The organism is Planktotalea sp. (assembly GCF_050633725.1).
Lineage (GTDB): Bacteria > Pseudomonadota > Alphaproteobacteria > Rhodobacterales > Rhodobacteraceae > Planktotalea.
Map to the genome: position 1 here is coordinate 1 of NZ_JBOEHB010000033.1, position 23,406 is coordinate 23,406.

21 protein-coding genes are annotated in these 23,406 nt (G+C 53.6%); 14 read left to right on the plus strand and 7 right to left on the minus strand.

Translation table 11 applies throughout. The annotated features are described in order from the left end of the window. Positions 1-225: 225 nt before the first annotated feature. From ACRBCU_RS18190 to ACRBCU_RS18210, 5 genes are all read right to left on the minus strand, one after another. Complete coding sequence (locus ACRBCU_RS18190; RefSeq protein ID WP_431366816.1) at positions 226-1,050, minus strand: bifunctional allantoicase/(S)-ureidoglycine aminohydrolase; 825 nt, start codon at positions 1,048-1,050, stop codon at positions 226-228. A 108-nt stretch (positions 1,051-1,158) separates the two neighbouring features. Further along, entirely contained in the window at positions 1,159-2,505 is a 1,347-nt protein-coding gene (locus ACRBCU_RS18195) for a CoA transferase (RefSeq protein WP_431366817.1), read from the minus strand. Beyond that, positions 2,498-3,265, minus strand: coding sequence for a LamB/YcsF family protein (locus tag ACRBCU_RS18200; RefSeq protein ID WP_431366818.1), 768 nt, complete (start codon positions 3,263-3,265; stop codon positions 2,498-2,500). Before ACRBCU_RS18200 ends, ACRBCU_RS18195 begins: the two co-directional genes overlap by 8 nt. Further along, complete coding sequence (locus ACRBCU_RS18205; protein ID WP_431366819.1) at positions 3,262-4,263, minus strand: biotin-dependent carboxyltransferase family protein; 1,002 nt, start codon at positions 4,261-4,263, stop codon at positions 3,262-3,264. Before ACRBCU_RS18205 ends, ACRBCU_RS18200 begins: the two co-directional genes overlap by 4 nt. Then, positions 4,260-4,994 (minus strand): 5-oxoprolinase subunit B family protein, encoded by a 735-nt coding sequence (locus tag ACRBCU_RS18210; RefSeq protein WP_431366820.1) that lies wholly within the window; start codon positions 4,992-4,994, stop codon positions 4,260-4,262. Before ACRBCU_RS18210 ends, ACRBCU_RS18205 begins: the two co-directional genes overlap by 4 nt. Positions 4,995-5,670: 676 nt before the next feature. Between ACRBCU_RS18210 and ACRBCU_RS18215 the strand changes: the two genes are divergently transcribed. Genes ACRBCU_RS18215 through ACRBCU_RS18230 form a run of 4 tightly spaced genes read left to right on the plus strand, consistent with a single transcriptional unit; the run spans position 5,671 to position 9,812 of the window. Then, positions 5,671-6,546, plus strand: coding sequence for a helix-turn-helix domain-containing protein (locus tag ACRBCU_RS18215; protein ID WP_431366821.1), 876 nt, complete (start codon positions 5,671-5,673; stop codon positions 6,544-6,546). A gap of 48 nt (positions 6,547-6,594) precedes the next feature. Continuing rightward, positions 6,595-7,926, plus strand: coding sequence for a ParA family protein (locus ACRBCU_RS18220; protein ID WP_431366822.1), 1,332 nt, complete (start codon positions 6,595-6,597; stop codon positions 7,924-7,926). A gap of 3 nt (positions 7,927-7,929) precedes the next feature. Then, positions 7,930-8,859, plus strand: a complete 930-nt coding sequence (locus ACRBCU_RS18225) for a ParB N-terminal domain-containing protein (RefSeq protein WP_431366823.1) — start codon at positions 7,930-7,932, stop codon at positions 8,857-8,859. After that, positions 8,856-9,812: an aldose epimerase family protein gene (locus ACRBCU_RS18230; RefSeq protein WP_431366824.1), complete on the plus strand. Its 957-nt coding sequence runs from the start codon at positions 8,856-8,858 to the stop codon at positions 9,810-9,812. Before ACRBCU_RS18225 ends, ACRBCU_RS18230 begins: the two co-directional genes overlap by 4 nt. A 3-nt stretch (positions 9,813-9,815) precedes the next feature. On the opposite strand, the gene ACRBCU_RS18235 is transcribed toward ACRBCU_RS18230, so the two are convergent. Continuing rightward, positions 9,816-12,023: a hypothetical protein gene (locus ACRBCU_RS18235; RefSeq protein WP_431366825.1), complete on the minus strand. Its 2,208-nt coding sequence runs from the start codon at positions 12,021-12,023 to the stop codon at positions 9,816-9,818. Between the two features lie 229 nt (positions 12,024-12,252). Between ACRBCU_RS18235 and ACRBCU_RS18240 the strand changes: the two genes are divergently transcribed. The 4 genes from ACRBCU_RS18240 (at position 12,253) to ACRBCU_RS18255 (ending at position 15,818) form a co-directional block, all read left to right on the plus strand. Beyond that, on the plus strand, positions 12,253-13,227 hold the full coding sequence (locus ACRBCU_RS18240) for a glycosyltransferase family 2 protein (RefSeq protein ID WP_431366826.1): 975 nt from the start codon (positions 12,253-12,255) through the stop codon (positions 13,225-13,227). A 115-nt stretch (positions 13,228-13,342) separates the two neighbouring features. Beyond that, positions 13,343-14,410 (plus strand): GSCFA domain-containing protein, encoded by a 1,068-nt coding sequence (locus ACRBCU_RS18245; RefSeq protein WP_431366827.1) that lies wholly within the window; start codon positions 13,343-13,345, stop codon positions 14,408-14,410. Continuing rightward, on the plus strand, positions 14,407-15,237 hold the full coding sequence (locus tag ACRBCU_RS18250; protein WP_431366828.1) for a hypothetical protein: 831 nt from the start codon (positions 14,407-14,409) through the stop codon (positions 15,235-15,237). Before ACRBCU_RS18245 ends, ACRBCU_RS18250 begins: the two co-directional genes overlap by 4 nt. Continuing rightward, positions 15,237-15,818 carry a hypothetical protein gene (locus ACRBCU_RS18255; protein WP_431366829.1) on the plus strand — a complete coding sequence of 194 codons (582 nt, stop codon included), beginning with the start codon at positions 15,237-15,239 and terminating at the stop codon, positions 15,816-15,818. Before ACRBCU_RS18250 ends, ACRBCU_RS18255 begins: the two co-directional genes overlap by 1 nt. A gap of 18 nt (positions 15,819-15,836) precedes the next feature. On the opposite strand, the gene ACRBCU_RS18260 is transcribed toward ACRBCU_RS18255, so the two are convergent. Continuing rightward, positions 15,837-16,610: a class I SAM-dependent methyltransferase gene (locus ACRBCU_RS18260; protein ID WP_431366830.1), complete on the minus strand. Its 774-nt coding sequence runs from the start codon at positions 16,608-16,610 to the stop codon at positions 15,837-15,839. A gap of 132 nt (positions 16,611-16,742) precedes the next feature. Here ACRBCU_RS18260 and ACRBCU_RS18265 point away from each other — a divergent pair, with 132 nt between their 5' ends. The 6 genes from ACRBCU_RS18265 to maiA all read left to right on the plus strand — a co-directional run bounded on the left by ACRBCU_RS18265 (position 16,743) and on the right by maiA (position 23,399). Further along, entirely contained in the window at positions 16,743-17,780 is a 1,038-nt protein-coding gene (locus ACRBCU_RS18265) for a glycosyltransferase family 2 protein (RefSeq protein ID WP_431366831.1), read from the plus strand. Then, the gene (locus tag ACRBCU_RS18270) at positions 17,777-20,020 is read left to right on the plus strand and encodes a glycosyltransferase family 2 protein (protein ID WP_431366832.1); all 2,244 of its coding nucleotides are present in this window, start codon (positions 17,777-17,779) and stop codon (positions 20,018-20,020) included. The genes ACRBCU_RS18265 and ACRBCU_RS18270 overlap by 4 nt, the downstream gene beginning before the upstream one ends. 79 nt (positions 20,021-20,099) lie before the next feature. Further along, complete coding sequence (locus ACRBCU_RS18275) at positions 20,100-20,798, plus strand: fumarylacetoacetate hydrolase family protein (protein WP_431366833.1); 699 nt, start codon at positions 20,100-20,102, stop codon at positions 20,796-20,798. A gap of 142 nt (positions 20,799-20,940) precedes the next feature. Continuing rightward, positions 20,941-22,572, plus strand: coding sequence for an FAD-dependent oxidoreductase (locus tag ACRBCU_RS18280; RefSeq protein WP_431366834.1), 1,632 nt, complete (start codon positions 20,941-20,943; stop codon positions 22,570-22,572). Between the two features lie 3 nt (positions 22,573-22,575). Further along, positions 22,576-22,764 (plus strand): DUF2783 domain-containing protein, encoded by a 189-nt coding sequence (locus ACRBCU_RS18285; RefSeq protein ID WP_431366835.1) that lies wholly within the window; start codon positions 22,576-22,578, stop codon positions 22,762-22,764. Then, complete coding sequence (gene maiA, locus ACRBCU_RS18290) at positions 22,761-23,399, plus strand: maleylacetoacetate isomerase (RefSeq protein ID WP_431366836.1); 639 nt, start codon at positions 22,761-22,763, stop codon at positions 23,397-23,399. Before ACRBCU_RS18285 ends, maiA begins: the two co-directional genes overlap by 4 nt. Positions 23,400-23,406: the final 7 nt, after the last annotated feature.

The following is a 23,406-nucleotide window of genomic DNA, read 5'->3' on the forward strand; positions in this document are numbered from 1 at the left end:
ATTTTACGGTGCCAGTAGCCATCGTAATTCTCCTAATATACTGCCCACGGAATGCGGCAGGTCGGCTAGTCAGTGCAAGATCGAAACTGAGCCGTCTTAAGGAGCAGTAGGGTCGATAGTGGTAACGTCGCACCGCTCATATAGGCGCGATCTTCCAAATTTGCAAGGATTCTAATTCGAACCAACGCAACGTTCGACATTTGTACGCTTGCGCAAAGCCCTGCTTTACAACCCCAGTTTCGCGTGACGGTTCACGTCTTTATAGAGCAAGTATCGGAACGGACCCGGCCCACCTGCATAACAGGCCTGCGGGCAAAAGGCCCGTAGCCACATGAAATCACCGGGCCCGACTTCGACCCAATCGGCATTCAGCTTGTACGCCGCTTTGCCCTCCAGCACATAAAGCCCGTGCTCCATCACATGGGTCTCCATAAAGGGGATCACATTGCCGGGCATCAGCGTGACAATCGTCACATGCATGTCGTGGCGCAGATCGCTCGGGTCCACAAAACGCGTCGTGGCCCAGCCGCCATTCGTGTCGGGCATAACGTTCGGGGCAATATCATTTTCGTTCGCGATGATCGGATCGGGCGCATCAAGACCATCCACCGCTTGATAGGCTTTGCGGATCCAGTGAAAGCGCGCGACGTCAGCGCCTTCATTCACCAGCGTCCACTCCATGCCAGCAGGCAAATAGGCATAGCCGCCCTCACCCAGCCTATGGCTTTGACCGTTAAAGCGAACCGTAATCTCGCCCTCAACCACAAACAAAACACCCTGCGCGGTCTTGTCCAATTCCGCGCGTTGGCTGCCGCCACCTGGCTGAACCTCCATGATGTATTGCGAAAACGTCTCCGCAAACCCCGTCATCGGACGCGCGATAATCCACAGCCGCGTCTTTCCCCAGAACGGCAGGAAGCTCGTCACAATATCGCGCATCGTGCTGGCTGGAAGGAACGCATAAGCCTCGGTAAAAACCGCTTGGCTTGTCAGCATTTGCTCTTGACCCGGATGACCGCCGTTCGGTGCAAAATAGGTGCGTTTGGTCATGGCGTCCTCCAGATGACTGAGGGCCTAAGCTTGCCCCTCTTGCACACATACGCCAAGCGGTTGAATTGTGAAAAGAACCTCTTGGATATTTTGACAATGTTAGGCGGCTTAACTCGACGCAAAGCGCGCAGGATCGCCCCGTAAAGGGCCCGCACCTACCGGCCAAACAGGCGCCGCGCCGCAGACACTTACGGGCGCTTTGATCCGATGTGCAGGGCCCCAGCCGGTTTGCTCAACATGCACTCCAAAATCATCAGGCGCCGTCTCGATTGCACCGTCCAATTCATAAGCCGTACGATGTGCCATCAATGTATGGGCCGTACGTGCCAGCGAAAGCTTGGCGCTGCGCACTTGGCCTTCCGCACGCGCTTTTAGCGCCTCAAGCACACAGGCCGCCATTAGATACCCCGTAGCATGATCAAGCGCCTGCACAGGAAGCGGCTTAGGTCGATCCGCGCCCGCCTCTTTCATGCCAAGCGCAGCAATCCCGCAGCTCATCTGCACCAGACTGTCAAAACCACGTCGTCCCGTCCAAGGGCCGCTCCAGCCATAGGCATTCAGCCGCACATCTATAAGCGCGGGGTTCAAAGCGCGGCGCACATCATCGCCTAGACCGATCCTCTCTAGCGCGTCCGTGCGATACCCGTGCACAAATACATCCGCTTCGCCCATCAGCTTCTTCACCTGCGCAAGATCGCTTTCCTTGCGCAGGTCAAGACCCGCGCACCGCTTGCCCAAGGTCACTTCCATTTCAACGCTCGGCTCATTCCACCAAGGCGGATCAATACGCAAAACATCTGCGCCGAAACCTGCTAAAAAGCGCGTCGCGACAGGCCCCGCCAAGACGCGTGTCAGATCCAGCACCTTGATGCCTTTCAAACTCGCACCCCTTGGCAGTGGACGCTGCTCGCAGCGCCCATGATCGCTCCATGCAATCAATGGCTCTTTCGCAATTGCTTTGCCCTGTGGATGCATGGCCCACTCACCAGGCAAACGCATCTGCGCAGCACATCCTCCTGCGGCAACAATCGCCTCTTCCAAATCTTTGCCAGACCACTCAAGAAGCGCCTCACCCACAGCAGCGCGATCAACCGAACCCTTTAAAACGCTCAACACAGCAGCGCGATGGTGAGGCGCATTCGTATGTAAGCGAATCCAGCCGTCCTTGCAGCGATAATCCCCCGCAATATCGTCCCACAGTGATGGAGCCTGCCAACCGTCTGGACGCAAGGTCATATCAAACCAAAGCGACGCCAATCTGCGATCCACGCGAACAGTATCGCTTTCGCATCCACCCAACCGCGCCAAAGCGGCACCAGCCAATCCAATGCTGGCATCCGCAAAATCGGACACAGCATAAAACGACGGAAGATGCCCACTGCCCGTCCGTTGAAACGACGCAGCCGCTTCGCCAAACACCGCGACGCTCAGTTCTTCCCAAAAGCGGTTAGTCATGCGGGAATGCCTTGGCCATTATTCCCGCGGCCTCCAAAGCGCGCCGTACCTCGCGCGCGATGTCTACGGCTTCGGGCGTATCCCCATGCATACAAATCGTATCAATGCGCGTCTCAATTCGCTTGCCGCTCGCTGTTAGGATTGCGCCCGCTTGCACCATATCGACCATACGTGTCGCCGCGAGCTGCGCATCATGAATAACGGCCCCCTTCAACCGACGATCCACCAAGGTCGCATCGTCATTATAGGCCCGATCCGCGAAAATTTCGGCGGCAAAATTGCTCCCTAGCGCTTCTACCGCGCGCTGCTGCGCAGTTCCGGCCATCACCATCACATAGAGATCAGGATCAACGTCCAGTGCAGCCGCATAACAGACCTTCGCCATTTCCTCGTCTTCCGAGGTCATATTGCCAAGCGCGCCATGCAGCTTCACATGCCGCATATGTCCACCCGCAATGCGCGCCATGCCCTGCGCTGCGCTCACTTGATATCGCACCGCATTGGCAAGTTGCTCATACGGTATCTGCATACGGTAGCGCCCGAACCCGCGCAGATCAGGGAACCCCGGATGTGCGCCAATGCCGACACCATTCTTTACCGCAAGCGCCATAGTGTCCGCCATCACATCAGGATCGCCGGCATGAAATCCACAAGCTATATTCGCCGAGGTTACAATCTGTAAAAGATCCGCGTCATTGCCCATGGTCCAAGCCCCAAAGCTCTCGCCCATATCCGCGTTTAGATCGACTGTCTTGCTCATTCCAAATCTCCTGCAATTGCGCCGCTGATCAATTGATACGACAGCAAGTCATGAATGTCTGCTGGATCGCGCAGGAGCGAGCGGCACGCTTTGCCCAACGCCGCACGCGCTTTGCGCTCCGCCAGCTCTGCCGCAATCCCCTCTTCGCGTGATACGAGCCTAAAGCGCAGCTTAGAGCCTGCAATCGCCTGCACGACGCGCGGTAAATCGCAAGGCAAGATTGCAGCAATGCGCGGATACCCTCCAGTGGTTTGGCAATCGGCCAACAATGCGAAAGGCGCGCCCTTTGCGGGTACTTGAATGTCACCGGCGATCACTGTTTCTGAAGGAATAGACTGCCCGCCCTTTAGGGCGAAACTGGTCTCGCACTCTAATGCAACCCCTTGCCGATTGCCCTGCGCGCTGCGGGTAAACTCTGCCCCTTGAAAGCGCTCAAGCACCTCCTGCCCAAACAGCGCAGTATGCGCTGTTTCAACGATCCGTATCGCGGCAGTGCTCGGGCTCAGAGCCGGCAGCGCCAAACCCACGCGCTCCGCTTTACGATCAATGCCGATCAACAAGCGATCATTGGCGGTAACAACATGCCCAAGACCAGAGGCGCGATGCGTGCTCGCAGATCCCATGAACTTGGGGAAATCGAAACCGCCACCAACACCCAAGTACCCGTAAACGCCATTTACAGCAGCGCCGATATCCAAGACCTGCCCGGCTTCCATCGCATGCACAGCGTTCCATTCGATTGGCGCGCCATCAAGGCTCGCTTGCATCTTCGCACCCGCCAAAGCAATTCTCATCGGAGCATCGCAGGTAAAGCGACCGCCTATCCCCGCCATCTCCAGAACCGCAGTGCCGCTTTCACCCAATAGCGCCCAGACTTCGCTCAAAGCGCGCGTATCCGCCGCTCCTCCGCGCGACAACCCATTGGCCAAAGTACCGTCCCAGCCTGCATCTTGAACCGTTACTGCCGGCCCTGCCCTTTGAACAATCAACGCGCTCATGTGACAGCCTCACATCGCGCGCCGCCAAGCCCGTCACTGGAATTTGCCAGCGCTTCAATCTCGGCGCGCCCGGCCTGTTCAAATCGCACCAAATCGCCAACGCGAAACGCAAAAGGTTCAGGGCGATCTACTTTAAAGCAATGAAACTCTGTCGCTCCCACATGACGCCACCCTGTTGGCGTATCATTGGCAAAAAGGATCAGCTGGCCAACCGCTGCCACCAAAGCCCGCGCAGGAACCAGCGGTGTAATTTCGCTCAGCCTTGGAAAGTTCCAATTCTGCGGCAGATTTCCAAGGTAGGGCTGCCCAGGTGCAAAGCCGATCGTGAGAACCCGCACCTGCTGTTGCGTGAGTTCTTCAACAGCCGCGCTTTCGGACAGGCCGGCAAGGTGGGCGGCTTCACTCAATTGCGGCCCGTCAAAGCAACAGGGGATCGTCCAGTGTCGCGCCGCTCTTACATCTTCGCTAAACCAATCCTGCGCTGCCATCTCAGCTTGTATGCTCCGCACAACGGCGTCTAAATCGCTCAACAGATCAAGACGCAGATAGACCGCAGTCAAAGACGGCGCGCTCTCAAGCACACCCGCAACGCATTTGGTATTCATATGCGCGTGAAACTTTAAAGCCGCGCGATTGATCGCATCCGTTACGCGATCACCAAAGCGCACCAGAACACCTTCCACACCGATATAGGTGAGCGATGGAAAATTCGCCTGATCGACAGCTCGCATATTACCCCTCATTTCTGCGTTGCGAATACTGCATCACGACTCCCTCGCAAGCGCAAGCTGGCATCTGATTCGAGAAATTTAAGCAGATTTCAAGGCGCCATAAGATTTGCTCAGAAACGGGCCTTCTGCGGAAAATTCAAGTTTATTGAACACATTCAACAACTTATCAGTCTTTTGCTGATACTGCACAATCCCCTCAAGTCTGTCGTACCAGTCTAAAACACAGATTTCCTTGCCTTAAACATGGCTTTCGGGGCAATACTGGTCCAAACACAATGTATAAGAGATCAGAATCGGTCTCAGAGGCAGAAAATACTGAAACCAGCATTGCTCTTTGGCAGAGCAAGCACAAGTGCGGGTATCTTCCATGTCCACAACGGACATCTCCACAGGTCAGTGGTGATTTGGAAATATTTGCGATCGAGTAAGGACAACGGCGATGCGCTAGATCACATATTACCCTCAGAAAATAAGAGGGCTTTGAGAGGCTGCAACCCCTCAAAGCCCAATCAACGAACAGCATAAGCTATCACGTTTTCCTAAATCCAAGATAGCAGAATGCCAGAATCACCGCAAGCTTTTCGCTTCGGGGAATAGGATAATTATGGCAAACTTAAATGAGTTTGATCCCGCAAATGGCTTTGTCGCGCTGCCGTCCGACGTACTGGATATTGACATGTCACCAGCGGCGTTTCGGCTGCTTGCTGAACTCTGCCGAATGGCAAATCAGGATGGCGAGTGCTGGCCATCACTCAGCCAACTCAGCGCGCGCATTGGCCGCTCGAAAGCTGCGATCTCTGGATATATCGCTGAACTGCGCGCTCTCGATTTACTCGCAACGCAATCACAGCGCATGGCCAATGGATATAACTACCGGCTAAAATACTGCGTCACTTTCTGGCAAGAATGGCGCGCGCGCCTTACTCGTTCACGAGCGCAAAAAGCCCTTCAGAAAACTAAATGCAGCGATCAGCTGAGTGAACGCAGAGTAAACTCTAAAAACCATATTCATAAAAACCAACCTACCGACGCTCAAATTGTCAATGAACCCAACCCGACCCGAAAAGGTAAGTTAGTGTCTATGTTTTCTAAATGGTCCGAACTTTCCCGTTCTGCCCCCTTCCCTAATTTCAACGGGAATGTCCCTGAAGATTTGATCGTAGAAACCCGCAACGTCATTACAAAGACTAGCCCTACAAAACTCATGCCAAGCGATCTTGAAACGCGAATGCATCTTCTTTGGAGCGCCTTGAATGTTCAATGCGATGGCGAAAGCGCAAAGCAACAAGCCCAGTTTCTAAGCGCCAAAGGCTACGACAATGAAGGTTTGAAGAACTTGGAAGAGCACATCAAATCAACTTGGAAACCCTATTGGAAAAGACCCCCAAGCGAGCATCAGTTCAAAGAATTTGCCGATAGCGCTGGCAAGATATTTAATGAGGGTAGCATGATAAAAGTGTTGCAACAGTATCTTCGTCGATGGGAAATCTCGCAAAAGAAGTTGCAACCTCATAGCGCTTCGCACAATTTGCTCCTTAAGAACGCTGCTTGAGGTCTTACTCAAGCCCTTTTCACCTCTATATCCGCGGATATATTTCATATGGCTTACGGAAATTTTGAGCAGTTTATTCGCAACATGACCCGTGTCATGGGCAGTGTGAATACCAAGCTACAACGTGATCTGACCTTGCGTACGCGGGTCGCTCGTAGATTCTCGATGACCGAGATTGCAGAACTGCTTTCGGTTGATGTCACCTATCTGGCCCGTATCTCGAACGAAGAAGACGCGTTCCCTGATGGCGAAAAAATTGGCCGTGAGCGTACGTTTTCACCGCCAGAAATCATGCTAATCCGGTCAATCATCGGCTCTAACAAAGCTGCACGGCGACAGCATTTGCATTGGCGCAAACCCGGTGAGCCTGTGAAGGTTGTGACCTTTGGCGCTCAAAAAGGCGGCACAGGTAAGAGCTTGTCCGCCGCGCACTTTGCGCAATATGTGAACTTGTTCTATGGCCTTCGCGTTGGTGTCATTGATGCTGATCCGCAAGCCACGGTTAGCCTCTACTTTGCTGATGAAAAGTTACCGCTTTTCCAACCTGATACGCCAACCCTTGCCGATTTCATGGGGGTTGATGATCCAGGAGCAGAGGTATTGAACCGCCCTGCTCCGGATGCTTTGAATGCGATTTGGCAGCCAACTCCTTGGCCGGGGATCAAACTCATTCCAGGTGGCGCAAACATACAAAATGGCGACATCAGCCTGTTCTTTCTATCGCGTCAATCACAGGTTCCTGTTTACCGGATCTTAAAGGAATCGATAGCAAGCTGGGATAGCGCGTATGGCGCAAAGATCCAGGCGTCGGATTTGCGGCGTAAGGATGGCTCGTTCGACTTGGGTGCGTATACAAAGGCTTTGGATGAGACTGTTGATGTTATCGTGATCGACCAACAACCCTCTCTCACTTTGATGCAGCTGAATGGCTTGGTCGCGGCTGATACGGTTGTTATCCCTCAGACTATGAAGGGCTTCGATTTGGCGACGCTTTCGACCTATGTGTCGAACATTGGCGAGTACCTTGAGTTCATCATGGGGTTCGAGGCAGACATCGAAATCGGGCGCGGCGAGCATGTTGTGTTGCCGACGATTGTTCAGGAACAGAACAATCAAGACACCGATCAAATCCTTGACCTCTACCGACGCGCACCACGCGAAATCATGCAGGTTTGGTACAACCGATCCGACGCGATTGCGAATGCGTCGGAGGAGTACAAAAGCATTTATGAATATCTGCCGCCCAAGTCGCGCCGCACCTCTGCGCGGGCGTTTATGGCGAATGCGAATGCGGTTAACGACGCCTTGGTGCAGAGGGTTTGGCCCGAACTGCCCGCGCGTGGGTTTGCGGCAAGCTTTATCAAAGATCGTTGGAGTTAAGAAATGGCAAAGAAACGTAAACTCGATGCTGGTCTGCCCCCGCTAGAAGAGGAAATCACAGCGCCCGCCGCGAAGCCAGCGATGGGTGGTATGTGGGCTGGGTCTGCGATGAACCTGCTCAAACAGCGCATTGATGACACTCACGGATCGCTCGTGTCTGGGCTGTTGAACGGCACCGTCGCCCTTTCTCTTGATCCGGAGCAGGTGGTTGATACCGCTGGAAGCGATCGATTTGGCGCTTGGAATGATGACGAAGATTTCGAAGCACTGAAAGCCAACATCTCGCGACGTGGCCAGACCCAACCCATTCGTGTCCGTCCCCTGCTCTCTGACTGGATGCCTGATGCAGAGCGCCCGCTGGAAACCGAGGCGCTGTTTACAGTGCAATCTGGGCGTCGTCGGCTAGAAGCGTGCCGTCAGCTTGGCCTGCCCGTGCTGGCGATCCTTTCTACTGAAAAAGGGAACTTGGCGCTTGCCGATCTTGAAGAGCGGTTCCACGAAAACACAATGCGCAAGAACCTGAGTGGGTTTGAAGAGCTTTTGTCTGTCGGGCTTTTGGCTGAGAGCCTATCTGACCTAACTCAAGAAGAGGTCGCCGAGCGTCTTAGTGTGAGCCAAGGGGATGTGTCTTTGGGCCTTGCCTGTGTGTCCTTGCGGGAAAAGATCGAAGCTGAAGTGGACATCGCGAACACGCCAAAACGTGCCTATCGCGCGATCATTCCAAAGCTGAAGCGCGGGAAAAAGGCAGAGGCGAAAGCAAAGCCGAAAACCAAATCGGGATCGTTTAAACGGGATGGTATATCCGTGGATATAAAGACCGCTCAGAATGGTTTTGTCATCAATGCCAAAGGTGATGGGCTGGCGGACTTTGAACCTCAGAAACTGGCTGAAGATTTTTCACGCTATCTTGCCGCAAGAATGACGATGCGGTGAGCGCAGAGATATTTGGGACAACGCCCTCGGGTGATGTTGTTAAAGCGCTAACGCTGGAAAACGAACATCTGAGCGTTTCCTTGATAACCCTTGGGGCAAGTGTTCAGAAACTGATGTTCAACGGCATACCCGTCGTTTTGGGCGGTGCGCAGCTTTCTGAGTACCTAGGTGGCAAGCGTTATTTTGGTGCAACTGTTGGGCGCGTTGCTAACCGCATAGCGAGCGCAAGAGCGATGATTGCGGGCTCGCCCGCCGCTTTGGATGCAAATGAAGCAAACGGAAATTGTTTGCATGGTGGCCGCGATGGTGCGGGTGTGAAGAATTGGTTGCTTGCTTCCGTTGGATCTTGTCACGCAGAATTCTCACTTTGCTTACCAGATGGTCATATGGGTTTTCCCGGCAACTTGGAGGTTGTCGCGCGCTATGAAATTCAGGGGAGTGTTTTGCGGCTCGTGTTAACGGCGAAGACGGATCAGGAAACGTTGTGCTGCTTTGCGCCGCACAGCTATTGGAACCTTTCGGGCGAAACTACGATCGAGGATCACACTCTGCGTATCGCCGCAGCGCGATATTTGCCATTAGATAGTCGCGGCATTCCAACGGGTGAGCTGCGCGAAGTCAACGAGACCGAGTTTGATTTTGTCGCCGCAAGGAAAGTAGCGAAGACGGCGTTGGATCATAATTTTTGTCTTGGCAACGAGCGCACAGCGCTGCGGCCTGTGCTTTGGTTGAATAGCGACAAAAGCGGTGTCGGCCTCGAAGTCGCGACAACCGAGGCCGGGGTGCAGATTTATGACGGGCGACATATACAGCCCAATCCTCGGTCAGGGCTGGCGATTGAACCCCAAGTCTGGCCCGATGCCGCGAACCAGACGGGTTTCCCAAAGATCGCACTAAGGCCAAATGAGACCTATCGCGCAGTGACGGAATTTAGGCTCTCGCAGGCAAGTTAGAGCCTAGAGCGCACGCATTCCAAGGCGCACAGCGCGGTTCGGGTTTTGTTTAAGGATATGTTCACCCAAGGACTTAGCGAGGTCTTTGTGCCCTTTGTCTACCGCTTTGTTAAACAGCTCGCGTTGATAGCGGGGCGAGGTTTTGCGAGTGCGCAATAGCTTGTAATAATCTTCGCTGCTGAGCGAGCCATCGAGCGCGCCCAGGATAATTGGCGACAGGATGCCCATCTGATTGAGCGAGGAGCCAAGGCGGTGCCCGAGCAGGGGAGCGCGTAGGTGTTGCACGTTCTTGCCTGTAAAGCGCGCTGCGTGTTGGGCGTCTAGGGGTTCATAGGGGTCATAGAGGATAGAGACCCTATTGGCCGCTTCCGACACTTTGGAGGCATCGCCATATTTGCCAGAGAAGTCTCGATCCCAGACCACCTTGTAGCGGCTTTCCCATGGGACAATTTTCTTGTCTACGGTGCTTTGCGGAGAGATGGCAACGACGTCGCAACCGGGTGCAGCGGGGGAGAAGGCACAGGCGGCATAGCCACCCATGGACGCCCCGTAGAACACCACGCGTTTGAACTGCTTAAAGAAGCCCTCTTTTTTGAGTTGGTCGAACTGATCGCTGACCCATTGCTCGCGATACCATGTCCAGCCACCAGCCAGCACGCCGAGCATTGACCAGCCCTGATCCTTGATAAAGCTGTAACCCCAAGGACGGCGATCCTCGCGCTTGGTCATGGCGATGTCGAGGTTGTCGAAGGTGACGACCAGCGTATCAGAGGAGCGGGGCATATAGAGGAAGCTGTGGCCATTGGTGCCGGGGCGATACCAGCCGTCTTTGCCTGCGAGTTCGGTGGCAATTTTGTCCCAACTGCCTTCGGGGTCAGTGGGTTCAGGCGACTTTGGTGTCATACGAATACGCGTGACTTCTTTGCCGTCTTCTTCGCGGGTCGAAAGAGCGGTGTTCGTGCCGTATTTTTTGAGGAACGGGAATGCGCCCGAGCCTTTGCGCACGTCCATAAAGACGCGGGTGTCAGAGTGCAGGCACTTGTCCATAAACTTTTCGAGGAACGGCACTTTAAAGCGATCGCCATAACCAGACAGATTGCACAGCACATCAACTGGACGCAGGTCTTTTTCATCGCGAACAACCTTGATGCGGGAGGGGTCAACGTCGTGATCTGTGAGGAACTTGGTGTAGTCCTTGAGCCAATCCTCATCGCCGTCTTTGAACTTGCCGCGACGGTTCACGTTGATCAGTTGCACATCGCAATCGAATTTATGATGCACGGCCAGAACAAAGCTGCGCGCGGTGCCTGTGAGATCGGCGATTGAAGAGACTTCGCTGAGGTCCACTTCATCAATCAGCGCGCCGTCGAATGTGGTATTGCCGCGGCCCTTGATCGGGGCGAGGGCAGGGTTGATGCCGTGTTCTTTGACGAGGCGTTCTAGGTAGCTGCCTTTGGGCGGCAGGCCATCATGGATATTGCCTAGCTGGCGTTTGTTGGAGGCCCAAAGATGCAGGGCGGTGGTTTCGTCGGTGATCAAACCTTCGGCCAATTCCGCGCGGCGCATGAATTTGAAACGCTCGCGGAAGGTGATGGGGTAGAAGGCATTAAGCGGCTGCACATGACGTTGCAACCCAAGCGCATGAGCGTAATGCGTGACCATCATCGGGCCCCAAACGCCCCAAGGCTGCTCGGTTATGTGGACAGGTTTGCCCTTTTCGGCGGCTTTGCGCATTTGTTCTTGTCGTTTCTTAGGCAGAAACGGTGCGATAGAAAAACGATCGTCGGTGAATTCGAGCATTTGACGGAGCATTTCGCTATCCGCTGGCACCCCAAGCACGGCGTTGTTGACGCGGTGTTCCCCGGGAAGTTCGAAGCCAAAGACATAGTCGCTTTCGTAATCCATCGGGCGGTGGCAGTAGACGTCTGTGTCGATCCAGATCATGCCCGGGCATTGGTGGATCATGTGCAGGCGGAACCAGTCAGCGAACAGCGCGTAGCTGTTTTTCTGCTCGTATTTGATGAAATCATCGGTGTCGATAATCTCGCGCCCGTCCCTGCGAATAACGCCGTCGGGCACGTTGGGAATGTCTTCATAGCTGAACAGCGTGATCTTTTGGCCTTTGTCGACGAAGGACTTGAGGCAGAGCTGTTCCATCCAGCTAAGGGGTCCGCCAATCCAAAGTGTCCCGACTTCACGTGTACGTGCCATCTGCCAATCCTCGTTACTTATGCCCCCAGTTTCGGGTGGCCCATTTTTCGCCACCCTAGGGTCTTGCGTGGTGTTTGTGTACCACCCGTTTGCAAACAGCCGATGAATTTCTATCAGCCTGTGTCGTTCGCGCTATGTCGCTTGCACGTAACCTAGAGCAAGCGCTATTGTTTACCAAATCGAAACAGCCACCGAAATAAAACCGAAAAAAGGGGCGCGTGAGGTAGTTATGAGCAACGATACCTATACTGTTGTATCCACGATGAAGAATGAAGGCCCCTACATCCTGGATTGGGTGGCGCATTACAAAGTGCTTGGGTTCGATCATATTCTGGTCTGCACCAATGATTGCTCTGACCCGACGGTTGATATTTTGTTGCGTCTGCAAGAGCTGGGATATGTCACGCAGCACAACACGATTGTGCGCCAAGCGGGGATACACCGATCTGCCTTGCGTCAAGCCTCGCGGCGGTATGATATCGTGATGGATGCCACATGGGTCTTTGTGTGTGATGTAGATGAATATCTGAACGTGCATATGGGCGACGGATCGGTCCGCGCTTTGGTGCAGGGGTCGGGCATAGACACGGATGTGATTTCTGTGCCTTGGCGTATTTTTGGCCCCGATGGGGTAAAGAAGCTCGTCGACAAGCCGGTCACTCAGCAATTCACAAAGGGTGAATTTGAATGGGACGCGAAAGAGCGGCCAACGACCGGAAAGTTCGTGAAATCCATCTATACCAATCAGGAAAAATTTCAGCGAATGGGCCTTCATGCGCCAATTTCATTAGAAGATCGCGTCGCGGATACCAAACGCGTGCTTCCGGGCGGAAAAGACTATGTAGTGAACGGTAAGCGAACGGAGAACCCGCCGCTGTTTACGCATGCACAGGTCAATCACTATGCGCTTCGCTCGATGGAAAGTTTCATGATCAAACGTGCGCGCGGACGGGCGAACCATTCCAGCCATATCTTGGGAATGGAATATTGGGACAAGTTTAATCTGAACGATGAAAAAGACACGTCTATTGATCGTTACAAGAGCGCGACGAACAAGTTGGTGAAAGAGTTGAAAGCGGACAAAATCTTGGGCGATCTGCATAAGAAAGCGGTGGATTGGCACAAGCGAAAAGCGGCGTCGATGAAGATGGACCCGGAGCTGGATGAATTTACCAATGCACTTGAGGAAAGTGTAAAGGGGTAGGGGCCTCGTGCAACACTTGCCCGTTCAATAGGGTAACGCCTTAATCTTGCCCCAATTGCCCCGAATAGTCGCCTGTAGCAAGGCGGCGTAGACCGTAACAGGCAGGACGAGAGTAATGAGCAATTCCCCTTATTCAGGGTTAGACGCACGCGCTTTTTGGAGCAGCGGCGTTGCAGAGCAAAGCCCCTTGGCGATGGATGATATTTATCGTCGCAAGTTTGGCATTCGAAAAAGTGAAGCAATTGCGACGGCGGGAAGTTGTTTTGCCCAGCACATTGCGCGCCATTTGAGAGGGCGCAGCTTTAACGTTATGCAGCTAGAACCTGCGCCAGCTGGTATGAGTGACGAAGCGGCGAGTGCGCGCTCTTTCGGAATTTATACCTGTCGATTTGGGAACATCTATACACCCGCGCAATTGCTTCAACTGGCGCGAGAAGCGCTGGATGGACATGAACCGGCCGAGCCGATTTGGGAAAAGGACGGGCGTTTCTATGATGCGCAGCGCCCGGGCGTTGAACCAGGTGGTTGGGCGAGCGCGGAAGAGGCGCAAATGGCGCGCCGTTTTCATCTGCGAAACGTGGCAGAGATGTTCATGGAGATGGATGTTTTTGTCTTTACTTTCGGTTTGACAGAAGCATGGATTCATCGCGAAACGGGTACGGTTTATCCAACTGCGCCGGGCACGATTGCTGGCGAGTTTGATCCCGAAAAATATGAATTCCACAACTATACACACTCAGAAACGATTGAAGCGTTTTCCAGTTTTCTCAAGTTGATGCGCGCGCATCGCGGGCGGCGTTTGAAATGTATCATTACGGTGTCGCCTGTACCTTTGACGGCGACGGCCTGCGGTGATCACGTTCTTTCTGCAAGCACCTATTCCAAATCGGTTCTGCGCGGTGTGTGCGGCGAGCTTAGCCAGCGCAACAGGTTGATAGATTACTACCCGTCATATGAGCTGATCACAGCGCCGTCCTCGCGCGGGATCTTTTATGAACGCAACTTGCGCTCTGTTTCCGCGCCCGGTGTTGAAAACGCGATGCGGGTGTTCCTGAACCAGCATGACCCACGCGGAGCGGGTAAGGTGCCTGAGCGACAGGTGAAGCCAAAAGAACAAGAGCCGGATCAGTCGAATGACGATCTTGTTTGTGAAGAAGTTTTGTTGGAGGCGTTTAACAAATGACATCTCATCTATGCGTTATCGGAAATTCCCACGTCGCTGCGTTGAAAGATGGCTGGCCGCCCGTAGACGAGGCGGCGGCGCATGTGCGTGCAGAGTTTTTTGGCTGCCTCAAAGACGGTATGAAAAGCTTTGGCGAGGTTGAGGGCAAACTTGGTCCACGCGATGCTGAGGCGGCCGAGTTTTTCAAAGGTATTGCGACAACAGGTGATTTCGTTGAGCCTGAGAAATACGATGCTTTTGTTCTAACGGGGATGAAGTTTTTCCCGAACAACTTGATCCGGAACTATGCAAATTTCGCAACGCCCAGCACCAGAAACCACCAAAGCGCGCGCAATTTTGTGAGTGACGCCACGATGGTGGAGGCGCTTTGGGATGAGCTGAAGAACGGTATGATGCTCCATACCGCGCGCACCCTTCGGGCGCATTCTGACGCTCCGATTTTTCTGGTTTGGCAACCTTTCCTTAGTGAAGTTCTGACACAGATCGAGTGGCGTGAAGCCCTGTATCGCCCAATCCTTGAAGCGGGTGATGGTGCCTTCATTCAGCGGATCATGGCGGGTCTTGATCGCCGTTTAGAAGATGAAGGATTTCAGGTGCTACGACAGCCGCAGGAAACGATTTGCGAAGGCGTGATGACGGAGAAGCGCTTTTCGGAGGGGTCCAAGCAGTTCCGAAAGGGCGGCGGGTCAGAGCATCGCGCGTTAGATGTATTCCATATGAACGCCGACTTTGGGCGTTTATGTTGGAAAACGTGGTTTTCGAAAGGTGCTTTGCGCGCGGCTTTTCCTGCGCTACCGTCTGAGGGAGCAAGACAGGTAGCTGCATAATGGACAGACCCGAACTTACGTTTATTCCCGAGGTCGCTGATCTGGTGCGCAGGCACTATGAGGCAGCGGATGTGATTTTGGAGTACGGCTCGGGCGGTTCAACGGTGATGGCATCCGAAATGCCGAACAAGACGATCTTCTCGGTTGAAAGCAGCAAGCTCTGGACGCGTCAAATGCGCCGATGGTTTAATGCGGCGCAGCCCGCTTCAATGCCAATGATGCAATACATCAACATTGGCGCGACGGGGAAATGGGGCAGCCCGGTGGATACCGAGGGCTTTCAGCGTTATCATCTCTATCCGCTGTCGATTTGGGATGCAGAAGAATTCAAGCACCCCGATGTCATTCTGGTCGATGGCCGTTTCCGCGTTGCTTGTGCGCTCACCGCGATGTTGCGCTGTGAACAGGAAACAACGCTTTTGTTCGATGATTACGAGGGTCGCAAAGGCTATTACGTGATCGAGGACTATCTTGAGAAACAAGAGGTCGTTGGTCGCATGGCGCGGTTCACGGTGAATAAAACCGATCTACCGCGCGCGAAGATGACCGAGATTATCGGGAAGTTTGCCAGTCAGTTTTGATGCGGCTAACAGATTTTGTTAAGCCGCCTTCAGCGATTTCACGATCATGATGCGATCCGCGGTATTGTTCGCGGCCATGACAATGGATCGAACAAACCCCATGCCCGACATTTCGCGCACATGTTCGCCTAGTTTGTGGCTGCGAATGTCCAGAATGATGCGGCCATTGGGGGCGACGTTGGTTTTGAAAAACTCTTCATAGGTTGACCACGGGTAGTGGAAACCACAGGAGATAAAGCTGAAAGCATAGTCAAGCTTGGTCAGTTTGCTGAGGTCATCCGTTTCCGGGTTAAACGTCTTGATCGAGGTCTTTTTCACATCATTGTCAGTCAGAAACTTGGACGCATTGGCAAGGCTGGAATAGGCGGCGCCAGATTCCTTGAAACCAAAGTGGCGGTTTTCATTGCTTTCCAAATCAATCAGCGCGAGTTTGCTGTCGTATTCTTTTGCCAAGAACAGATCGAACAGAGCATAGCCGCAGCCAATGTCGGCAATCTTCTTGGGCGCTTTGTCGTCGAAAATATGCTGAAGCTGCTGGAACTCTAGATAGATGAACGAAGCCGCACGGCGGATCAGGTTTTCGCGGCCCATGCGGTTGATGAGGTCCAAGATGGGCGCATCTTCGCCGCGAATCCATGACTTGATATAACGATTGTAGTTTTCTTGATCGCGAATGATTTCGGAACGCTGCAAGATTAGGTTCAGCACATCGCTGTCATCCAGCGCATCAGTGTTGATCTCGGTAATCTGTGGTGCATCCATTGCAGCCATAGCTTGGTCAAAGGTAATCATTGGGTACGCCTCTGCTTTTTGTGACTCATTGCCAACAATTGGTAAACAATCAACTAGGTTTAGGTGACTTTGTTTACGAACCTACCGTATAAGCAAGGAAAAACGCGCATTGCGCGAGAGCAGAGAGCAATTTTGAGTATTCTGGGCATCACATGTATGCGCAATGATGGTGCATATGCGCCAGAATGGATCGCGCACCACCTTGCCGCCGGTTTTGATCGGATGCTGATACTGTCTCATGACAATACGGATGGGACGGACGCCGTGCTAGATGGGCTGGCTGATGATCCCCGTGTTGCGCATCTTTCATTTGAGCCGAAGGGTAAGAAGTCAGTGCAGTGGCAGGCGCTAAAGCTGGCGCAGGATCATCCTTGGGTGGATGAAACTGACTGGATGATGTTCTTTGATTGCGATGAGTTTTTGTGTTTGCCCAAGGGCGGATCGTTACCCGATTTTATCGGCTCGTTAGAAAAAGAGTCCGGCGGGTTTGATGCGCTTGCGCTGCCGTGGCGTTTGTTTGGATCAAGCGGGCAATCGCAGGCGAGTGAGGGGCTCACGCCAGAGCGGTTTACCCGCGCGGCTCCGCTGGATTTACATTTCCCTTTGGGCCATTTGTTCAAGACTTTACATCGGCCACAGGCATTTCGTGCGCTAGGAGTGCATCGCCCCCGCGCGAAAAAGTCAAAACCTGCGCGTTGGATCGGGCCAGATGGGTCGGGACTATCGGAGAGTTTTGCACGCAATGACGGAGCGATTTCTCTTTATGGCGCATGTAAAGGCCAACCGCAGATTTGGCTCAACCACTATTCCTTGCGCTCAACCGAAGAATTCATCGCCAAAAGAGCGCGCGGATTGCCTAACCATATGGACCGTGAAATTGGCTTGACCTATTGGGCCGAACGCAATTGGAACAGTGAAAAGGCAGAAGAGGTTTTGCCGATGTTAGAGGCAACGCATTCAGAACTGGCGCGTTTACCTGATGTGTCGGCAGAGCTTGCGATTTGCCAAGATGCGCGCCGTGCGCTGTATTGCGATGCGATGAAAGACATTGAAACGCTGCGGCTAAAGTTCCGGTTAGAGTTGCTGACGGGAAGCACCCCGCCGAGTGCGCAGCAAGGGCGTGATTTCCTGCATGCCCAGTTTGAGATTTTGAAGAAAGCCAAAGTATGAGTGGTCGTGTTGTTGAGCGCCTTTTCGCAAGCCAAACGGTTGGCGGTGTTACCTTATTGGATGCGGTTGAGGCGCAGGTAGAGGGCGCGCGTCATGTGACGTTGTTTTTCGATGCAGGCGCTGATGTTGCCGAGTTAAAAGCCCCTAAGAAAGCTCAATTGATCGCGCAACGCAGCGTTGGTGGCGCGCCTATTGTGACCTTCGCTTTGCCCAAGAAAGTTGACGCCACGTTTGAGGTAAATGGCAAAACGCTTGAGGTCGTCCCCGCTGAGGCTGAGTTGGAGGTGCTGGAGGGAGCCAACGTTCTTGTTGCTGTGCGCAATGGAGAAAGTGCGCAGACAGTGCTGGCGTGGCTGTCCTATCACATTGATCATCATGGCATGAACGGCGCTGTGATCTTTGATCGTGCGCGCGCAGGCAGTGACAAGGCGTTTTCGAACGGGTTGAAACAAGGCATTGCAAAGCTGGATTGCACGGTGGTCTTGCTCAGCAGCGATGTGCCTTTCGGCAAACCTGACCTTCCCGCAGAGGCGCATCCGTACTGTGTGCCTGAGGCCCCCGGAAAAGATCGTATGGTCGTGCCGCCACCCTCGCCATGGGATGCTCCATTAGGAACGCTGAGTTTCTATGAGATCACAAAGTTGCGCTTTCTGGCTGGCGCGCGCGCCGTTGCGAATGTTGATGTGCATGACTTGATTGTGCGCGGTGAAAACACCGTGTTTGACACCGCAGTGGCCGCCGATGGTGGTTTGATCGCGTTGATCGGTCAGCATTGTTATCCTTGGCGCGTACGCAACAACCAACCGACGCTTTTTGCGGATCATATTTGTGTGCAGTTCGATGCGGGCGGGGGACGTCAACGCTGGTGTATTGCGCCGTCAAAGGCACCGCTGGATGCGGTTTGGCGTTTGGTGCGCATGGGCAATGCGGCAGCGGATGAAACCGCAACGCAGGGCTTTTATCGCCATATGTCGCTGCGCCATCCCAGCGAGGCGATTTCCAAGATCGTGCCAAAGACCTCGTTGATTGAGCATGCGCCATTGCTGAAGCAGTCGAAAAACCTATGGGGTCATAACCCCGTGCGCATGCCTGAGATTGAGCCAGACAAAATCCCGAAGGGCAGGGGGCGCTGTGCGATTGTGACAACGATGAAGAACGAAGGACCGTTCATTCTGGAATGGCTCGCCTATCATCGCGCAATCGGATTTGACGACATCATTGTTTACACGAACGATTGCACTGACGGCACGGATACAATGCTGCAAATGTTAGAGCGCAAGGGCATTTGCCAATGGCGCGAGAACCGTTTTCGCGACATGGATTTGAAGCCGCAGCACGCAGCGCTGCAATCTGCTGAAGAAGAAGACGTCATCAAAAACGCCAAATGGGCGACGTGTATTGATGTGGACGAATTCGTGAATATCAAGGTCGGTGACGGCACGCTGGATGCGCTTTTTGCGGCTGTGCCTGATGCCAACATGATTGCTATGACGTGGCGACTTTTTGGCAATGGGGACGTGCATGAATATGTCGATCGCCCGATCACCGAGCAATTCTTGCGCAGCGCACCCGAGTTTGCCCGAAAGCCGCATCAGGCATGGGGTTTTAAGACGCTATTTCAAAATATCGGGTTGTTTAAAAAGTTGGGTGTGCATCGCCCGAAGGGTCTGAACCCGCAGCTTTGGGAAAACATCAATTGGGTAAACGGATCAGGGGCGCCTTTACCGCGCGAAATGTATCGCAATGGGTGGCGCTCGACGATTGAAACCTATGGCTATGATTTGGTGCAGCTGAACCATTATGCTGTGCGCTCTGCCGAGAGTTTTCTGGTCAAACGGGATCGGGGCCGCGTGAACCATGTGGATCGTGATCAGGGCCTCGCCTACTGGTTTCGCATGAACAACAACTTTGAAGAAGAAACCTCGATCCTGCCGCGTCTTGATATGATGAAGGAAGAATTGGCTAAGTTGATGAGCGATCCTGAAATCGCGGCGGCGCACGAGCATTCTGTCACATGCCACCGTGCAAAGATTGATGAATTGAAGGCGACCGAGAACTATTCGAAGTTCTATGCGGAATTAACGGGTGCGCGGCAGGAAAAACTGGCGCGTTTGCATAGTCACTTTGGGTCTAACGTATTTCTATCTGGCCCTTCGGTTGTGCCCGATGAGATCGTTGAAAAAGACACGGACGAAGAGTGGTTTTTTACTGTCGAGTTGCAGGGCGAGACAGCTCACTGACTTTGCGCGGCTGGGATGGGTGTTTCTCTTGACACAGACCTGAGCGAAAGGCCAAGTGCATGTAATCAAGGAGAGAGCGATGTCTGAATTTTTGTTTCCAACTCGTCCCGCGAAAGGCATTCCTGTTGAGGGGGAAGCGCGCAACTTTCCGATCAATCGGATCTTCTGCGTTGGGCGTAATTATCTCGCGCATGCGGCGGAGATGGGCAATGTTCCTGACTACGAAGCACCGTTCTATTTCACAAAAGCGCCAACGCATTCTGTGTTGTCGGGCGCAAATGTTCCCTATCCTCCTGGAACCGAGAATTATCACCATGAAATGGAGCTTTCCATTTTGATTGGAGCGCCAGCGTTTCGCATTTCGCAGGACGATGCGGAGCAGGTGATTTATGGCTATTGCGCCTCACTAGATATGACGCGGCGCGATTTGCAAAACGCGTCAAAGGCGGATCGTCGTCCTTGGGATACGTCGAAAGACTTTGAAGACGGCGCAGTCTTTGCGACGGCAAGCAAAGCTGAAGCGGTTGGCGCGATCAAAGATCAGCGTATTTCCCTTAGCGTGAACGGCGAAACCCGCCAAGATGCGAGCGTTGCCGAGCTTATTCATTCGGTGCCAGCGATTGTGTCCGATCTGTCCAAATTCTATCATCTCGAGCCGGGCGATGTGATCATGACAGGCACACCCGCAGGGGTGAGCGCGGTTCAAGCCGGCGATGTTTTGCGCGGCGAGATCAGCGGTATGGCTCCTGTCGAGTTGACGATTTTGGCTCCTGAATGACGGTGTTAATTGCGGGCACCAATTAAAAGTTACAAATGAAACCATCTTGACTTTGAAGCCAACCAGCCCCATGACTCGGCGCAGGCATTGATGCATTTTGCGTGCGTCTTTGCGCGGGCTATTGAGGGAGGCGAGCGCGCTGATGTTGGATGATAGATATAAACTGGCTTTCAAAGCCTATCCCTATGAGCGCTGTGCCGATCAAGATGCGCGCGCGCCTGTGCGCCATCCTGTCGTGATTATGGGCGGTGGGCCGATTGGGGTTGCGACTGCGCTTGATCTGGGGCGGCAGGGTATTCCTGCGATTGTTCTGGATGATCATGAAGGCGTCGGGATGGGTAGCCGCGCGATTTGTTTTGCGAAACGCAGCCTTGAGATTGCAGATCGCTATGGTTGCGGTGATCCGATGCTCGACAAGGGTGTTGTATGGAATCTGGGCAAAGTGTTTTACGAGGATCGAAAGGTTTTCGAATTCAATCTGCTGCCTGAAGACGGTCACAAATTTCCTGCCTTTATCAACATGCAGCAACCCTATTTCGAGCAGTTCTTGATTGATCGCGTGCGCGAATTGCAAGCGGACGGTGCGCCGATTGAGTTGCGTGGCAAGAACCGTGTTGATGCGGTTGAGGTCAAAGACGATCACGTGGTCCTCACCGTGATGACGCCTGAAGGTCCATATACGTTGGAGGCGGATTGGCTCATCGGCGCGGATGGCGCCAACTCGCCTCTGCGCACAATGATGGGTCTGGAATTTGAGGGGCGTGTGTTTCAAGACAGCTTTCTCATCGCAGACATCAAGATGAAAGGGGATCAGACCTTTCCAACCGAGCGTTGGTTCTGGTTTGAGCCGCCGTTCAAATCTGGCGCTTCAACCTTGCTGCACAAACAGCCTGACGATGTCTGGCGCATCGATTTCCAGATCGGTTGGGATGTGGATCGCAAGGAAGAAATGAAGGAAGAAAACATCCGTCATCGGCTTGATGCGATGCTTGGGCCAGAAATTTCCTACGAGATCGTTTGGTCGTCGATCTATACTTTCCAATGCAAGCGCATGGAGAGCTTCCGCCAAGGGCGCGTTCTTTTTGCCGGTGATGCGGCGCATCAGGTTTCGCCGTTTGGCGCGCGCGGGGCCAACTCTGGCATGCAAGACACGGATAACCTGGGTTGGAAACTTGGTCTGGTGATCAAAGGTAAAGCACCAGATGCTTTGCTTGATAGCTATAACGCGGAACGGATTTATGGAGCGGATGAGAATGTTCTGAACTCTACGCGTTCAACGGATTTCATCACGCCGAAATCGAAGATCAGCAAAGTGTTCCGCAATGCGGTTTTGAACCTCAGCGAGAAACATGCGTTTGCGCGCCCCTTGGTAAATTCCGGGCGTCTTTCGGTGCCGTGCGTTTATGATGGCAGCTCTTTGAACTCGAAGGATGCTCTGCCGGGTGGTCCTGCGCGAACACGGCCCGGCGCTTCTTGTCCGGATGCACCTGTTGGCAAAGATTATTTGCTGTCGCGCCTTGGGGATGGGTTTGTCGTTCTGGCAATAAACGCGGATGTTCCTGTCGCATTTGAAGCCGCTGGGATCGACGCGAAAATCGTGTCTTTGTCGGCGAGCGAAAGCGAAAACGAATTGCTGGCAGAGCGCTATCTTGGTGATGCGACATCGGCGGTTTATTTGATCCGGCCTGATCAACATGTTGCTGCGCGTATGGCGACCTATGATAGCGCGGCGCTTAGCGCGGCGCTGCGACGTTCAATTTGTCAGGAGGCTTAAGGTATGGCTGAATTAAATCTGGATCCTAATATTGAGAGCCCTGATGATTTCTATGCGGATTTGCTGGCCGCGCATGAAGGGCTAAGTGAAGAGGACAGCGCGGCGTTTAATGCGCGGTTGATCCTCGTGTTGTCTAACCACATCGGGGATCGCGAAGTGTTACGCACCGCGTTGGAAACGGCTGCGCTATGATGGTGCTTTATTCTTATTGGCGCTCGACGACGTCGTATCGGGTGCGCATTGGCTTGAACATGAAGGGGCTCGCCTATGAGAGCCGTTCGATTGACTTGGTTGCAGGCGCGCAGCGCAGCGAAGACTTTGCAGCAATCAATCCGAGCCGAGGGGTGCCAGCCTTGGTGCTAGAGGATGGCACGGTGTTGACGCAATCTATGGCAATCTTGGATTATCTGGATCAGCGCGTTCCCGAGCCTGCGTTTCTTCCGAGCGATCCTACTCAGCGCGCCAAGGTTTCGGCGGCCGCGCAAGTGATCGCGATGGATATTCATCCAGTGAACAACCTCAAAGTCGTGGGCCGTCTAAAGGGCGAGCATGGCGCGAGCCAAGACGATGGCGTTGCGTGGATGCGTCACTGGATGACAGAGGGATTTCATGCATACATGGCGCTTCTGCCAAAGGGTGATCATGTGTTTAGTTTTGCGGATACACCGCAGATTTGTGATATTTGCCTCGTTGCGCAGCTGTATAATGCGCATCGATGGGGCGTTGACATGAGCCCCTTTGCACGTCTGCTAGAGATAGAAGAAGCCGCGATGGCGCTAGAGTCATTCCAGCGCGCCAAGCCTGAAGCTCAACCAGACGCGAGTTAGGACGATT